The sequence below is a fragment of the Arthrobacter sp. zg-Y238 genome, assembly GCF_024385525.1.
GTDB lineage: Bacteria > Actinomycetota > Actinomycetes > Actinomycetales > Micrococcaceae > Arthrobacter_B > Arthrobacter_B jinronghuae.
In genome coordinates, this window is record NZ_JANFLU010000001.1 from 296,077 (window position 1) to 310,113 (window position 14,037).

Genomic DNA, 14,037 nt, shown 5'->3' on the forward strand with positions numbered 1-14,037 from the left:
ACTGCGCCCATGCCCGAGGTGGCCGACCGTCCCGAACTACTGGTGCTGCGAGCCCTGAAACTCGGGGATCTGCTGGTGGCGGTTCCGGCGCTGAAGGCCCTGCGGCGGGAGTATCCGGAGCACCGCATCCGGTACGCGGCGCAGGAGTGGCTGCGTCCCATCCTGCCGCTCACCGGGGCCGTGGATGACCTGCTTCCCCTGCACGGCCTGGATGTGCCCATTCCGCTCGCGCCCGGACTAATCGACATTGCCGTGAACCTGCACGGCAGCGGTCCGGAGAGCTGCAGCCGGATCGAGGCGCTGCAGCCCGGTCGCCGGATCGGTCATGCGGGACCCGGGTGGGACGGTCCGCCGTGGAAGGACGGTGTCCACGAACGGGAGCGGTGGGCAGGATTGCTGTCCTGGCACGGCATCCCTGCGGATCCGCTGGATTACCGTTTGGAGCCGCCGCCGGCGGAGGAAAACGCGCCGGAAGCGGTAGTGATCCATGTGGGCGCGGCCTACGGCAGCCGGCTTTGGCCCGCGGACCGGTTTGCCGACGTCGCCCGTGAACTGGACGCCGCAGGTTTCCCGATTCTCTTTACGGGCAGCGGGGCCGAGCGGCAGCGGGCGCTCGCCGTCGCCGACGCCGCCGGGCTGGGGGCGGAGCGCGTGGTGGCCGGTGAGCTTCGGCTGGACGAGTTCGCCGCCGTGATTTCCCGGTCCCGGCTCGTGATCTCGGCCGATACCGGAGCCGCACACCTGGCATCGGCCTATGCCCGGCCGTCGGTGGTCCTGTTCGGCCCGGCGCCGGTCAGCGAATGGGGTCCGCCGCCGGGGCCGCACATCGCCCTGACCGACGGCAGCCGACGCCGCGGAGACACCTTCGCCACGGATCCGGACCCCGCGCTGCTGGCGGTCACGGTAGAGGACGTCCTGGCCGCCGTGGAGAAGCTCGAGGCGCTCTAGCGGTCGCTCAGGCGCAGCCGGCCGCCGGATGCGTCCACGGTCAGTTCCGCGCGGCCGCCGATCGGCAGGGTCAGCTGCGGCTGGGTGTGCCCGAAGTCCACGTTGGCCAGAACCGGCAGGCCTGCCAGGGCAGGCTGCGCCGCGATCTCCTGCAGATGCGGCAGGGTGATGCCGCTGGACGCCTGGAACCTGCCAATGACCAGGCCCTGGATATCTTCCGCGTCCGGCTGCTGGAGCAGGGAAGTGAGGTCGCGGGCAAAGGTTCTGGGATCGGTGGCTGCATCGTCTTCCAGCATGAGGACGGCACCGGCCAGCGGAGGCATCTGCGCGGTGCCCTGCAGGAGGTTCAGCGTGCACAGGTTCCCGCCGATAATGCGGCCGGATGCGCTGCCCTGCTGCAGGTTCCACCATCCGCTCCCCGGCCGGGGACTGCGGTTGTCCTGGTCCAGGAACCACGCATCGTCGGTCCACTCCGCGGAGGGGGCAAGCTCCATCCGGTAGCCGTCCACCAGGGCGTCCACGAACCACTGCTGGGTTAGGTCAAAATGGTCCCGCATGCCGAAGCTGGACCAGTGCGGACCGGAATAGGTCACCAGGCCGGTGCGGGCGAAAATCGCGTTCTGCAGCGCCGTAATGTCGGAGTATCCGCACAGGATCTTCGGATTGGCGGCAATCAGGTCCCAATCCAGATAGGGGAGCAGTTCATTGCTGTTGAAGCCGCCGATGACGGTCAGGATGCCCTTGACCTCCGGATCCGCAAACGCGTCATGCAGGTCGGCAACGCGGGAGGCGACCGATGTGGAGTCGAAAATGTCGCGCTCATCCACGTGGCGGCCGTAGGAAAGCCGCAGGCCCAGGCCGGCGAAGCGGCGCTCGATGAGTGCGCTGTGATCGTGTTCGGCCACCATGGCGCGGCTCGCCGCCGGGGCAATGACGCGCAGCAGGTCGCCTTTGGCCAGTTTGGGCGGGACGGTGGCGAACGGGACTGTCTTTTCCGGGGTGCTGGTGTCCGGAGCGGCGGCGGGATCCATGGTGGAACGGTAACAGGGCTCCGTACGGTATGCGGGCAGGTGCGGGCCGCGCGGCGGTTCAGGCGGTTGCACTGCCCCCGACCGCGGGAGTCGCGGCTTGGTTGAGCGTGGAAGCACCCAGCAATTCATGCTGCAGCCGCACCAGAATCCTCGCCAGTCCGCGGGAGACCTGCATCTGGGTCAGGCCCAGCCGTTCTCCGATGGCCTGCTGGGATTCCTCGTGGAAATACCGCAGGAACAGCAGTTCCTTGTCCTGATCCGTCAGGTTCCGCACGGCGCGGCGGAGCATGGCAAGGTTTTCGGCCCGTTCCAGCCGCCCGTCGGCTACAGCCCATTGCTCGGCGCCGGTGGTGTCTGCCAGCGCTTCCAGGGATTCCGGGCGAAGACTGCTCTGGCAGTTCAGTGCTTCCGAAACGGCTTTCGTGGTAACTCCCAACGCCTCGGACAATTCACGGAGCGACGGCTCCCGCCCCAGCGTCTGCAGGAGTTCCGGTTGCAGCCTGGCGATGGCGGTCCGCAGGTCCTGGAGCTGCCGCGGGGGCCGGACTACCCAGGAGTGATCCCGGAGGTAGCGCTTGAGCTCTCCATGAATGGTGGGAACCGCGAAGGCCGGAAAGTGCGGGCCGATGGCAGGGTCAAAGCGGCGAACCGCCTTGATTAGTCCCATGTACGCGACCTGGCGCAGGTCCGCCAGCTCACGTCCCCGCCCCGCGTAGGCGGCGGCAGCCGTTTCCGCGATTTCCCGGTACCGGAGGACAAGTTCGTTGTGCAGTGCCTGCTGCAGGTCACCGCGTGCCTGGCGGGCTTTTTCAAATGGAAGCAGGGAGGACGGAACACCGGAGAAAGCGCTCATGAGCAGCACGGGTTTTCAGCAGCAGGTTCGGCCCGCTGCTGGACCGCCTGATCAGGACACCAGAGCACTCACGGGTTATCAATAGCCCGGACCACCTGTTTTGTTACTGCTTCTTGAGCTCTCGATGGAGCAGAAGGTATAAGCGCCGCGAATAGCCCTTATCCTTCGGAGCGGCGGGACCGGCTCCGTTTACCGCGCCGGCCCGGTCTGCGGAGCGGTGCAGGACCAACGCGGCGACGGCGGCCACCGCTACGGGCGCGCTTCCCAGGGCAATCATGACACTGCAGTACATCCACAGGAACATCAGGGTGGGCGGGGTGCCGAGCGGCGCCTCCAGGAACCCGGCCGCCAGGACCAGCCAGTACGCCGCGCAGGCAGCGAGGACAATCCAGGCGGTGCGGCGGCGGACGAGGGCGAGCAGCTTTTGCTCCATGGCGAAGATCCAGGCAGATAGGAGGAAGTGCCGCCTGCTTGACCCATCAACCCTAGGCCCGCAGGCGGCTCCACCGCCGGTTATGCGGAGCTTGTCCCTACTTTGTGGACATCGGGGTTGTCATTCCCGCTGATTCCTCCACAATGACGGATATTTCTCCGGCAGGTGCCTGCTCGTCGGCTGCCGCCTGCAGTGCGGTGACCTGATCCGCGGGGACCTTGACGGTCACCGTGCCGGTGCGACCGCTGGTGCTGATCGAGTGGACTTCCAGGTCCTGAACGGGCTTGTCCGCGAGCCAGGTCTGCACTTGGCTGCCGGCCTGCTGCAGTTCGTCGGCGTTGAACGCCACGAGGACCGGCTCTGCACCGGCGTCGCGCACCTTGGCCTCGGCCTCCGGACCGGTCACCGCGACGTAGAGAACGCCGCGGTCAATCCAGCCGTCCGCGTATTCGGCTCCCAGTTCGTTCCTGAGGCGCGCGTGCAGCAGCAGGAGCTGGGCAGCGGGTCCATCCGAGTTCATGGTTGCATCCGATCCTGGTGTGGGTGACGTGGCAGTGCCGGATGGCGAATCCGGTGGGGTACCGGGCCCGCCGTCTTGCGGCGCGCAGCCGGTAACCGAGCCTACGGCGATCACGGCTGCCACGGCGGCCCCGGCCAGGGAACGGGCTGAAGGCAGGTGGAGCGACGGCGGCGTCCGGTTTCGGATCATGATTCCTCCTGATGCGTGACTGTAGCTTAAGTCAAAGCGGGTCCCGGCCGTTGGCAGGGACCCGCTTCAGTTGTTTACCGCTGGCGCTGTTAGGCGTCCACGGAGACCCGGCGGCGCTTGTTGTACATCAGCGCTGCGGCACCGGCGGCGAGCAGGGATGCTCCACCTCCGGCAAGCAGACCGAGGTTTGCGGCGCCGGTATCAGGCAGTCCGCCACCCGGGTTAGCGGCCGGAGCGGGGTCCACCACAACCGGAGCTGCGGTGACCGTGATGCCCGCGAAGGCATCGGCCGACGGAGCACTGTTGATGGTCTGGGCGGCCGTGATCCCGTAGTCGCCGGCGGTCAAATCGCCCATCGGAACGGACCAGTTGCCGTCTTCATCCACGACTACGGCTTCGAGGGCCTTGTCATCGATAGCAACGGTCACCTCGACGCCGGCGGTGCCGGTACCGGTGATTTCGTTGGGGAGTGAACCTTCAACGAACTCCTGGCCGTCAGTGGGGGAGGTGATCACCGGAGCGTCGGGTGCGACCGTAAGGTTCAGCGTCGCTGCCCCCGAGTCTTCCTTGCCGTCAATGCCGCCCTGGACCGCGGACAGCTCGTAGACGCCGTACGTCAGCGGTTCCTCGAGGGTTACCGACCAGTTGCCTTCGTCGTCGACCTCGGTGTCGAGAACTGCAGCCGTAGCTACGTCCTCTTCCTCGGCGTCGCCCGGCACAGTCAAAGCCACGGTGGCGCCGGCTACGCCGGTGCCTTCAATGGTCTCAATGGAATGCAGCACTGTGGCAGGAGTCGTGAAGACCGGCGCCGGCAGGGGGGCTTCCTTGACCGTCAGTTCGAATTCGCTGACCGACGATTTGTTGTATCCGTTGACGGCCTGCGCGGTGATGGTGATCTTTTCGTCTGCCGGGACCAGGGTCGGTGCCTTGATCGTCCAGGTGCCGTCGGCGGCGGTCTCTGCCTTGGCGTCTTCGCCGTCGATGGTCACGTTTACGGTGCTGCCGGCAGGAGCGGTGCCGGTGATGACCGCGTCGGTGTCAACGGTGCCGTTGTTCGCCGGGCTGGTCAGCGCGGGCGCGTCCAGGTGGATGCCCACCGTGTAGCCCGGGACAGAGGCCAGCGCGGTATCCAGATCAGCGGCAAAGGAGATGGGTTCATTATCGGCCCCGCCGCTGGTGATGCCCACGCCGTATTCGCCGGAGATCATCGCTCCGCCGGAGTCGCCCCCGTCCACGAAAACATCGGTAAAGAAGCCGTGGACCCAGACACCTGATACGGAGGCGATTCCCAGCTCAGTGATCGTGCCGCAGTCCCAATTGGTGGTCCTGCCCGACTTGCAGATCGGGGCGCCTACGACAGGCGAAGTGGTGCCCTTGAGCTTGACCGTAGTGGCGGAGAGGTCTTCTGTGTTTTCCCAGTTGGCCGTCTCCGCGCGGAGGTCCAGCTCGGTGTTGATGTTATCGATGACAGCTATGTCGGTACCGGGTGCCTCCGCCGTGCCGTCGTGCGACCACGATCCGAACGTACCGAGTTCTTCACCCGTACCGAATTCGTCGGTCGTCACTTCGAGGAAGGTCTGGCTGCCAGCACCGTCTGCGCAGTGCCCTGCGGTGATAATGGCCTCGGCGCCGCTCGCGTTGTATCCGGTGTAGCCCACGGAGCAGCTGTAACGGTTCGAGCCGACCTCGGAGTAGTAGCCGGCGCCGCCGACGACGGTGTCGTCAGCCTTGGGTTTCACCTCGGGCTGGCCTGGGTTGAGCTTCACATTCGTGTACTGCTTATCAAATTCCTCCGGGGACATGGCAGGAGCCGTGCGTGCCGCCGAAGGGGTGCCCTCGATGGCGAACGGGTCGCCGAGGTCGATGGTGAAGCCTCGCTCCGGGCTGCCGGAGACTGACCTCAGGTTCTCGGTACCCACGGCAGAGGCGTAGGCAGACAGAAGGTCTTGCAGATCGGTGGCCTGCTTGGCCTCAGGCTCAGAAGCTCCTCCTTCAACTACCGCAGTCTCTGTTTCGTCCGCCGCGGGCGCCTCGGGCGCCTGGGTGAGAAGCTCAATGGGAGCCTGCAGGGACGGAGCTTCAGCGGGGGCTGCGGGCTCAACAACAGTGGCATCGAGTTCCGCGGCGAGTGCCTCGAGTTCTTCGCCGCTGCCGGTAACAACCAAGCCATTGTCACGGATTTCGATGTTGACAAAGCCCTTAGTGGCCCTGAGCTGCGCTAGGGCAGCTGAGGCCTTTTGGCTCAGCTCGCCTGCAGCCACGAATTCATCGACGGTCATCCCGAGATCGCGCTGGAGGGCCTCCTCGAGGCCGGGTGCCAGTTCTCCGGTGCCCTGGGTCGGGGTTTCGGTGCCCTGCAGCAGCGGTGCGGCAGGCGTTTCGGTCGTGGTCGGCTGCGGGGTGTCCCCGGTATCAGCCATGGCCGGGCCGGCGATGAATGCGCCGCTCACCGCCAGAAGGGCAGCGGCGCTAAGGGCGCCTACCCGTGCATAGAGCGGGCGTGAACTTTCCTGCATGAAATTTTTCCCCCATAAAACATCGACCCCCGGCGTTTCCATGCAGGCGCACGTACGGCACCTGGAGATTGCGGAGGTAATGAGACTGAAACTACTGAGTTTGTACTGATCCCGGCCGATTCGCTGAAAGACCGTTATCCGGCCAGTGAATTCGATCGTCCGGAATTAAAGCGCCCGGTAACCGAGATCACAGACACGCGAAAGAATAGCGGTCATCACCCGGGATGGCAAGGCGCGCGTGGTGCCTTCTATTAACCGGGACTAACGTCACCGGGGTTCGCGGAAACGGTATAAATACGAGGACGGGCCCCGGCTATTGCCGGGGCCCGTCCTCGTTTACCGCTTAGGGATTCCTAGGACTCCGAAGCCATATTGCGGCGGCGGTTGAACAACAGGGCTGCACCACCGGCGGTGAGCAGGGCTGCTCCGCCTCCGGCCAGCAGGCCCAGGTTCGCCGCACCGGTGTCGGGCAGTCCGCCCGCTCCCGGGTTTCCGACCGGAACGGGGTTGACGGTGACGGGCGGGTCAACGACTGCAGCCGTAACGGTGAAGCCGGTGTCGGAGAAATCGGACACAACGTCTCCGACGGCCTGGATGGCAACAATGTTGTGGGCGCCCTCAGCCACAGGATTCATCGGGACGGACCAGTTGCCGCTGGCATCGGCGACGGTTGCCTGGATCGCGAGTTCATCCACATCCGCTTCACCGTCGAGGTCGAAGTCGACGACGAGCTCGACGTCGGCACCCGGCACCGCGGTACCGGTGATTGCTGCCGGCAGCTTGTTGACGGGGATTTCGGCGCCCTCGCCCGGGGTGGTGACCACCGGAGCGGCGGGGGCCACGAGGATGACGCTGGAGATTTCCTCAGAGCTATCCTTGCCTTCCTGCGACTGCACGAGGGCCACGTTATGGGCTCCGTAGCCCAGGGGCGTCTCGAGGGTCAGCTCCCAGCTGCCGTTCTCGCCAACTGTGGCTGTGCCGGTAACCGGTGTTGCTTCGTCCCCGCCGATCGTGATCGTGACGGTGGCCCCCGGCACGCCGTTACCGGTCAGAACCTTCAGAGTGTCGACGACGCGGAACGGGGTGGTGAGGGTCGGAGCCGGCAGCGGAGCATCTTCAAGGGTCACTACGACGATGGTGGCAGCTGACCTGGTGTCGCCGTTGACGGCAACTATCGAAAGCGTCAGCGTCTCCCCGCCCGTCGCGACGAAGGTGGGCGCGAAGACACTCCACGTGCCGTCTTCCGCTACCGGGATGGTCTGCGGCTCTGCTCCGTTGACGGACAATTCCACAGAGGTGGCCCCCGGCGCTGTTCCCTTGATGAGGTGGCTCGTCTTAATGACATCACCATCGGCCAGATTCGTCGTGGGCGGCGCCAGAACTGCGGGTGCGGTTTCGGTGGGCGTCGGGGAGGCGGTGCCGGTGGGTGTCGGGGCAGCGGTCCCGGTGGGCGCCGGAGCGGCGGTGTCAGTGGGCGTCGGAGCGGCCGTATCCGTGGGATCCGGAGTCGCCGTGCTGGAGACCGAAGGAGCCGGCGTCGGAGACGGCGTGGTGGTCTCGCTGGGACCCGGAGACGGCGTCACCTCTGCGGCCATCGCGGGGCCTGCAATGAATGCACCACTGACCGCCAAAAGGGCTACGGCGCTAACGGCGCCGACCCGTGCCGAAATGTTGCGTGTATTTTCCTGCATGAAATTTTCCCCCATAAACCGTCAACCTCCGGCGTTTCCATGCTGGTAAGGCGGCAAATGGAGAATGCGGAGGGAACGAGACTGAAACTGCTGAACGAGTATTTGAAGTGCGCACAGTAATGTGCGTCCTCAATAAGTAGTATCTGCGACGGTCAGAGACCCTTGTCGCAGATAATGGCGAGAATAGCGTGCCTATCCCGAGATCGCAAGGCCTCGAATTATCTGTAGGGAAAGCATGTTGAAAGCGCTCCCCGCGCCGGGTAGCGTCGCCGTCGTAATCCCGGACTAAACCGCAGGGAGATTCATGGCACGGGCGCGGGTAAAAGGCAGCCAAACGGCGCTGCGGCCGGGGGCGTCCGGAATTTTCGTGGCGCTGGCATCGTCGGCGGTGTTCGGATTGTCCGGATCCTTTGCGAAGTCGCTGCTGGAAACAGGTTGGAGCCCCACCGGTGCCGTTGCTGTCCGGATGCTCGGAGCGGCACTCGTCCTCGCGGTTCCCACTGCGCTCGTCCTGCACGGCCGCTGGGAACAGGTGCGTGGCAACTGGCGCACCATCGTGCTGTTCGGGTTCATCGGGGTGGCCGGGTGCCAGTTCTTCTATTTCAACGCAGTGGAGCGCCTGTCAGTGGGCGTGGCCCTGTTGCTGGAATTCCTGGCACCGGTACTGATGGTGCTTTGGATTTGGGCTGCCACACGACGCCGGCCCGGCATCCGCACGGTCCTCGGCGCGGTGGCCGCCGTGGCGGGGCTGGTGCTGGTCCTGGATTTGGGCGGCAGCACGCGCATTGACCCGGTAGGGGTGCTGTGGGGACTCGCCGCCGCGGTCTGCCTGGCGATCTATTTCTTCATGACCGCCAAGCAGAACGATTCCCTCCCGCCGCTGGTGCTGGCCACCGGAGGCATGTTCGTGGGCGGTGTCACCATGGCCGCGTTGGGCCTCACCGGCATCCTGTCCCTGGATTTCAGCACCACGGATGTGGACCTGGCAGGTTGGCGGACCGCCTGGTGGGTCCCGCTGATCGGCTTGGTGCTGTTCTCCACGGTGCTGGCCTACGTCACCGGAATCATTGCGGCCCGCTCCCTCGGCTCCCGGGTGGCGTCGTTCGTGTCCCTGACCGAGGTGCTGTTCGCCGTCCTGTGGGCGTGGCTGCTGCTTTCGGAGCTGCCACGCCCCGTCCAGCTGGCCGGCGGGTGCCTGATCGTTGCCGGCGTTGTGCTGGTTCGTTCCGACGAACCGGCCGGGTTTCCGGGGGAGGCAGCGGCCGACGTCGAGCCCTACGCCTAACGGGGAGGTTCGCGTGCACGGGCCCCTGTGGGACCTTCAACGGTCCTGGAGGGGCCTGGAGGAAGGCGGCTTTAATATTCTCGGCGAGCTCTGCGAGCCGAGAATTTCGTTGCCGCCGTTCCAGGCCCCGTAGGGGCCGTGTCCAGGCCCGCGAAAGTCCCCGTAGGGGCCGTGTCCAGGCCCGAAACCGACTATGCCCCGGGCGCTTCGGCCGCCAGGGGTGCGGAGACCTTGATTTCGCGCTTCAGGATCTTGCCCGTGGGTCCCTTGGGCAGCGCATCGGTCAGTTCGATCAGCCGGGGATACTTGTACGCGGCCAACCGGTCCTTGGTGAACTGCTGGATGTCCGCAATCAGCTCTTCCCGGGCCGCGTCGTCAGCAGGAACTGCCTCTTCTCGAAGCCCCACAACGGCAGCGATTTCCTCGCCGTGCAGCGGGTCGGGGATGCCGATGACCGCGGCTTCGGCCACGGCCGGGTGTTCGTAGAGCACCTCTTCGATCTCGCGGGGATACACGTTGTAGCCGCCGCGCAGAATGATGTCCTTCTTGCGGTCCACAATGTAGATGTTTGCGTCCTCGTCGAAACGGGCCAGGTCCCCGGTCCGGAACCAGCCGTCCGGGATGGCAGCGGCCGTGGCGTCGTCGTTCTTCCAGTAGCCCTTCATCACTCCGTCGCCGCGGACGGACAGCTCCCCGACCTCGCCGACCGGAACGTCGTTGCCGTCCGGGTCCAGCATCCGGACCTCCGTCCCCGCCACGGTTTTGCCGATGGAGCCGGGCCGGCGGTCGCCGCCGGGAACGTTGAAGGAGACAATCGGCGAGGTTTCCGAGAGGCCGTAACCCTCCAGCAGTTCAATGCCGAAAACCTCCTCGAACTCGTGCAGGATTTCCAGCGGCATAGCGGAACCGCCGGTGATGGCTCCGCGCAGGGAGGACAGGTTGGTGTTCTTGACCGCCGGGTGGCGCAGCATGCCCACGTACATGGTGGGCACGCCTTCGAAGATGGTCACGCCGTCGCGCTCGATGATTTCCAGCGCTTTGCCCGCATCAAAGCGAGGCAGCAGGCTGATGGAGGCACCGGACAGGACGGACGAGTTCAGGGCCGCGGTCTGGCCGAACACATGGAAGAAGGGCAGTCCGCCGAAGTGGACATCAGTCTCCACCGTGTTCAGCAGGGACTGGGCAACATAGGCGTTGGTGAGAAGGTTCCGGTGCGTGAGGGCAGCGCCCTTGGGCCGTCCCGTGGTTCCGGAGGTGTAGAGGATCACCGCGGTGTCCTGGTCATCCACCTCCGCCACTTCCGTGCGGCTGTCCGCACCGGCCAGCAACTGCAGGAAAGCGGCGGAATCCACGGAGACCACCTCCACGCCGCCGGCCTCTTCCGCCCCGGCGGAGACTTCCGCGGCCACGCCCTCCCACGCGAAGACAATCCGGGCACCCGAGTCCTGCAGGTGGTAGGCCACCTCGCGGGCCTTCAGCAGCGGGTTCATGGGAACGACGACGGCGCCGTGGCGCAGGGTGCCGTAGTACAGGAACGCCATCTGCGGGATGTTCGGCATCACCAGCGCAACGCGGTCTCCGGGCTCCACCCCCCGGCTGGCGAGGAGGCCGGCAACCTTGGCGCTCATGGCGTCGAGGGCCGCATAGGAGACTACGGTTTCATCTAGCTTCAGGGCTGTCCGCTCCGGAAAGCGCGCCACCGTGTCGGTCAGGATGCCGGCGAGGTTGTGCATGGGGGTGATCTCCTTTGATCTGTGCAACGTAGAGGGAAGTCTAGCGACCGGCGTCGAACGCGGGAAACTTTCTTAACCCGGCGGCTCACAAACGGAGCGCGGAAAACGTCTACCGTATGTGGAAGTGAAACCCTTTGAGCAGATTGTCCGCGAACACGGCCCGGCCGTGCTGCGCGTCTGCCGTGCCGTCGTGGGGCCGGACCAGGCCGAAGACGCGTGGTCCGAAACGTTCCTCGCCGCCCTGGGCGCTTACCCGGACCTGCCGGAGGGTGCGAACGTCCAGGCCTGGTTGGTGACCATAGCCAAGCGGAAGGCCGTGGATCAGCACCGTTCCGCTGCCCGGAACCCGGTTCCGGTGGACGAAATCCCCGAACCTGTGAGGGCACCGCAGGCGGACACGGACGGACTGTGGTCGGCCCTGAAAACCCTGCCGGTCCGCCAGCGCGAGGCGCTGGCCTACCATCACCTCGCCGGGCTCCCTTATGCCGAAGTGGCCCGGCTGCTCGGCGGCAGCGAAGCCGCCTGCCGGCGGTCCGCGGCAGACGGCATCAAGAAACTACGCACCCTGTATGAGGAGGACCGCCATGGCATCCTTTGAGACGGACGACGCCGGTCCCACCGGCACCGGCACCGGCCCCACCGACACCGGCCTCCTGGCCCCCGACCCCCGCGAGGACGCGGTCCTTGCCACCCTGCATTCCCGCCTGGCCGCAGGAGCCGAGTTCGCCGGACTGCTGGACGTTGCCTACACGGTCATCGACAGTCCCGTGGGCCGGCTCATCCTTGCAGCCACCGATGCCGGCCTGGTCCGGGTCGCGTTCGAATGTGAAGGGGTGGATACCGTGCTCCAGGACCTCAGCACCCGGATCAGCCCGCGGATCCTCGAGGCTCCGGAGCGCCTGGCCCGTCCCGCCGCCCAACTCGGCGAGTACTTCGACGGTACCCGGCGCAGCTTCGACCTGGACTTGGACCTCCGGCTCACCGCCGGGTACCGGCGGACCGTGGTCCAGACGCTGCAGAAGATCGGTTACGGGCACACCTCCACGTACGCGGGCATAGCCGCACTGACCGGAAACCCCGGTGCCGTCCGGGCCGTCGGCACCGCCTGCGGCCGCAATCCGCTGCCCCTGGTGATCCCCTGCCACCGGGTCCTGCGCTCCGACGGGACCACCGGCGGCTACCGGGGCGGTCCCGCCGCCAAGAAAATCCTCCTCGACCTGGAAGCCGCCGCATGAGCAACTCGCTTTTCCCCCGCGAACGATCCGAACCCGCCGTCGGCGCCGTCCACGTGCCGGGCTGGCTGCCGCCGGAGAAACAGCAGCGCATTGTCCAGGCCTGCCGGCAGTGGGCCATCGGGCCGGTACCCATGCGCGCGGCCGTCCTCCCCGGCGGGCACACCATGTCCGTGCAGACCGTGTGCCTGGGCTGGCACTGGCAGCCCTACAAATACACGCGGACGGCCGACGACGTCGGGGGCGGCCGCGTCGCCGAGCTGCCGGACTGGCTGATCGAACTGGGCCGCGATGCCCTCCGCGAGGCCTACCGGCAGCCGGACGGAACGTATGCGCGGGAAGATTTCCGGCCGGAGAACTACACCCCGGATACGGCGCTGATCAATTACTACGCCGAGGGTGCCCACATGGGCATGCACCAGGACAAGGACGAGAAATCCAGCGCACCGGTGGTGTCCATCAGTATCGGGGACACCTGCGTTTTCCGGTTCGGCAACACCGAGACGCGGACCCGGCCCTACACCGACTTGGAGCTGGAATCAGGAGACCTGTTTGTCTTCGGCGGTCCCTCCCGGTTCGCCTACCACGGCGTTCCGCGGACGCTGGCAGGCACGGCGGACCCGGCATCCGGCCTGCCCGCGGGGCGGATCAACATCACGCTGCGCATGACCGGGCTGTCATGACCGGGCCTGCGGCTTTGGCAGGCAGGCAGCGGCACCCACTGCAGCACCGCGGTCCCTTCGCCTGGGAACCGCTCGCCAGGGCGCTGCAGGCGCACGCGGTACCGGGCCTGGAACGGGTCACCCGGACCGACGACGGCGCTACGGTAGAGCGGTTGCTGCGGGGCGCTTCGGCACCTGTCGCCGTGGCAGTGTCCCTGAGCGACGCCGGAGTGGTCCTCGACCTGCCCGCACTGCCCGCCGCGGAGGAAGCAACCCTGATATCAACGGTCCGGACCTGGTTGGACCTGGACGCCGATCCGGGCGTAGTGGACCCGTTCCTCTCCCGCTTCGAGCTGCTGGAACCACTGGTGGACCGGCACCCCGGGCTACGGGTGCCCGGCTCCACGGACGGTTTTGAAACCGGCGTCCAGACTGTCCTCGGGCAGCAGGTATCCCTCGCGGCCGCCCGGACCTTCGGCTCCCGGCTGGTCGCGGCGTTCGGGGAGCCCGGGCCGAACGGGTTGTTCGCTTTTCCGACGGCGGAGCGGCTGGCGGCGGTGCCGGCCGCCGAGATCCAATCCGCGGTCCGGATCACCCATGCCCGCGCCCGAACCCTGTCGGCGCTGGCCGACGCCGTGGCCGGTGGCCTGCCGCTGCGTCCGGGAGCGGAACCGGGAGCCGTGCGGGCCGGACTGTTGGCCCTGCCCGGGATCGGACCGTGGACGGCCGACTACCTGGCCGTGCGGGTGCTGGGGGACCGGGATGCCTACCCGGCCGATGACCTGGTGCTGAAACGGGCGCTCGGGGTGGGCAGCGGGCAGGAGGCTGCCGTGCTTTCGCAGCCGTGGCGCCCGTGGCGCTCCTACGCCCTGTTCCACCTCTGGACCCGGGCAGCCTACGCGGTGCCGGCCCCCGCTGCGCGGTAGCTTTCGTCCGGCGGGCGG

The 14,037-nt window shown here is 66.7% G+C and carries 13 protein-coding genes; 6 read left to right on the forward strand and 7 right to left on the reverse strand.

Going from position 1 to position 14,037, the window contains the following annotated elements:
• Nucleotides 1–9: 9 nt before the first annotated feature.
• Nucleotides 10–948 (forward strand): glycosyltransferase family 9 protein, encoded by a 939-nt coding sequence (locus NNX38_RS01515; protein WP_255796390.1) that lies wholly within the window; start codon nucleotides 10–12, stop codon nucleotides 946–948.
• Here NNX38_RS01515 and NNX38_RS01520 read toward each other — a convergent pair.
• The 6 genes from NNX38_RS01520 to NNX38_RS01545 all read right to left on the reverse strand — a co-directional run bounded on the left by NNX38_RS01520 (nucleotide 945) and on the right by NNX38_RS01545 (nucleotide 8,181).
• Nucleotides 945–1,979: a S66 peptidase family protein gene (locus NNX38_RS01520; protein ID WP_255796391.1), complete on the reverse strand. Its 1,035-nt coding sequence runs from the start codon at nucleotides 1,977–1,979 to the stop codon at nucleotides 945–947. The genes NNX38_RS01515 and NNX38_RS01520 overlap by 4 nt on opposite strands.
• A gap of 58 nt (nucleotides 1,980–2,037) precedes the next feature.
• A complete protein-coding gene (locus tag NNX38_RS01525) occupies nucleotides 2,038–2,832 on the reverse strand; it encodes a sigma-70 family RNA polymerase sigma factor (RefSeq protein ID WP_255796392.1) in 795 nt (264 codons plus the stop codon).
• Nucleotides 2,833–2,935: 103 nt separating this feature from the next.
• Complete coding sequence (locus NNX38_RS01530; RefSeq protein WP_255796393.1) at nucleotides 2,936–3,265, reverse strand: hypothetical protein; 330 nt, start codon at nucleotides 3,263–3,265, stop codon at nucleotides 2,936–2,938.
• Nucleotides 3,266–3,362: 97 nt separating this feature from the next.
• The gene (locus tag NNX38_RS01535) at nucleotides 3,363–3,785 is read right to left on the reverse strand and encodes a hypothetical protein (protein WP_255796394.1); all 423 of its coding nucleotides are present in this window, start codon (nucleotides 3,783–3,785) and stop codon (nucleotides 3,363–3,365) included.
• A 278-nt stretch (nucleotides 3,786–4,063) separates the two neighbouring features.
• Nucleotides 4,064–6,490 carry a trypsin-like serine protease gene (locus tag NNX38_RS01540; RefSeq protein WP_255796395.1) on the reverse strand — a complete coding sequence of 809 codons (2,427 nt, stop codon included), beginning with the start codon at nucleotides 6,488–6,490 and terminating at the stop codon, nucleotides 4,064–4,066.
• 353 nt (nucleotides 6,491–6,843) lie between these two features.
• Nucleotides 6,844–8,181, reverse strand: a complete 1,338-nt coding sequence (locus NNX38_RS01545) for an Ig-like domain-containing protein (RefSeq protein ID WP_255796396.1) — start codon at nucleotides 8,179–8,181, stop codon at nucleotides 6,844–6,846.
• A 304-nt stretch (nucleotides 8,182–8,485) separates the two neighbouring features.
• On the opposite strand from NNX38_RS01545, the gene NNX38_RS01550 reads away from it, so the two are divergent.
• A complete protein-coding gene (locus NNX38_RS01550) occupies nucleotides 8,486–9,466 on the forward strand; it encodes a DMT family transporter (RefSeq protein ID WP_255796397.1) in 981 nt (326 codons plus the stop codon).
• A gap of 191 nt (nucleotides 9,467–9,657) precedes the next feature.
• Here the strand turns inward: NNX38_RS01550 and NNX38_RS01555 are convergent, their stop codons facing one another.
• Nucleotides 9,658–11,199: a long-chain fatty acid--CoA ligase gene (locus NNX38_RS01555; protein WP_255796398.1), complete on the reverse strand. Its 1,542-nt coding sequence runs from the start codon at nucleotides 11,197–11,199 to the stop codon at nucleotides 9,658–9,660.
• A gap of 124 nt (nucleotides 11,200–11,323) precedes the next feature.
• Here NNX38_RS01555 and NNX38_RS01560 point away from each other — a divergent pair, with 124 nt between their 5' ends.
• Genes NNX38_RS01560 through NNX38_RS01575 form a run of 4 tightly spaced genes read left to right on the forward strand, consistent with a single transcriptional unit; the run spans nucleotide 11,324 to nucleotide 14,019 of the window.
• Nucleotides 11,324–11,797, forward strand: coding sequence for an RNA polymerase sigma factor (locus tag NNX38_RS01560; RefSeq protein WP_255796399.1), 474 nt, complete (start codon nucleotides 11,324–11,326; stop codon nucleotides 11,795–11,797).
• Complete coding sequence (locus NNX38_RS01565) at nucleotides 11,784–12,434, forward strand: methylated-DNA--[protein]-cysteine S-methyltransferase (protein ID WP_255796400.1); 651 nt, start codon at nucleotides 11,784–11,786, stop codon at nucleotides 12,432–12,434. Before NNX38_RS01560 ends, NNX38_RS01565 begins: the two co-directional genes overlap by 14 nt.
• Complete coding sequence (locus tag NNX38_RS01570) at nucleotides 12,431–13,114, forward strand: alpha-ketoglutarate-dependent dioxygenase AlkB (protein ID WP_255796401.1); 684 nt, start codon at nucleotides 12,431–12,433, stop codon at nucleotides 13,112–13,114. The genes NNX38_RS01565 and NNX38_RS01570 overlap by 4 nt, the downstream gene beginning before the upstream one ends.
• Nucleotides 13,111–14,019, forward strand: coding sequence for a DNA-3-methyladenine glycosylase (locus tag NNX38_RS01575; RefSeq protein ID WP_255796402.1), 909 nt, complete (start codon nucleotides 13,111–13,113; stop codon nucleotides 14,017–14,019). Before NNX38_RS01570 ends, NNX38_RS01575 begins: the two co-directional genes overlap by 4 nt.
• Nucleotides 14,020–14,037 lie beyond the last annotated feature (18 nt).

Excerpts from the sequence above, each read along its gene's own strand:
- NNX38_RS01515 (WP_255796390.1), top strand. The coding sequence starts at position 10 with ATGCCCGAGGTGGCCGACCGTCCCGAACTACTGGTGCTGCGAGCCCTG.
- NNX38_RS01520 (WP_255796391.1), bottom strand. The coding sequence starts at position 1,979 with ATGGATCCCGCCGCCGCTCCGGACACCAGCACCCCGGAAAAGACAGTC.
- NNX38_RS01525 (WP_255796392.1), bottom strand. The coding sequence starts at position 2,832 with ATGAGCGCTTTCTCCGGTGTTCCGTCCTCCCTGCTTCCATTTGAAAAA.
- NNX38_RS01530 (WP_255796393.1), bottom strand. The coding sequence starts at position 3,265 with ATGGAGCAAAAGCTGCTCGCCCTCGTCCGCCGCCGCACCGCCTGGATT.
- NNX38_RS01535 (WP_255796394.1), bottom strand. The coding sequence starts at position 3,785 with ATGAACTCGGATGGACCCGCTGCCCAGCTCCTGCTGCTGCACGCGCGC.
- NNX38_RS01540 (WP_255796395.1), bottom strand. The coding sequence starts at position 6,490 with ATGCAGGAAAGTTCACGCCCGCTCTATGCACGGGTAGGCGCCCTTAGC.
- NNX38_RS01545 (WP_255796396.1), bottom strand. The coding sequence starts at position 8,181 with ATGCAGGAAAATACACGCAACATTTCGGCACGGGTCGGCGCCGTTAGC.
- NNX38_RS01550 (WP_255796397.1), top strand. The coding sequence starts at position 8,486 with ATGGCACGGGCGCGGGTAAAAGGCAGCCAAACGGCGCTGCGGCCGGGG.
- NNX38_RS01555 (WP_255796398.1), bottom strand. The coding sequence starts at position 11,199 with ATGCACAACCTCGCCGGCATCCTGACCGACACGGTGGCGCGCTTTCCG.
- NNX38_RS01565 (WP_255796400.1), top strand. The coding sequence starts at position 11,784 with ATGGCATCCTTTGAGACGGACGACGCCGGTCCCACCGGCACCGGCACC.
- NNX38_RS01570 (WP_255796401.1), top strand. The coding sequence starts at position 12,431 with ATGAGCAACTCGCTTTTCCCCCGCGAACGATCCGAACCCGCCGTCGGC.
- NNX38_RS01575 (WP_255796402.1), top strand. The coding sequence starts at position 13,111 with ATGACCGGGCCTGCGGCTTTGGCAGGCAGGCAGCGGCACCCACTGCAG.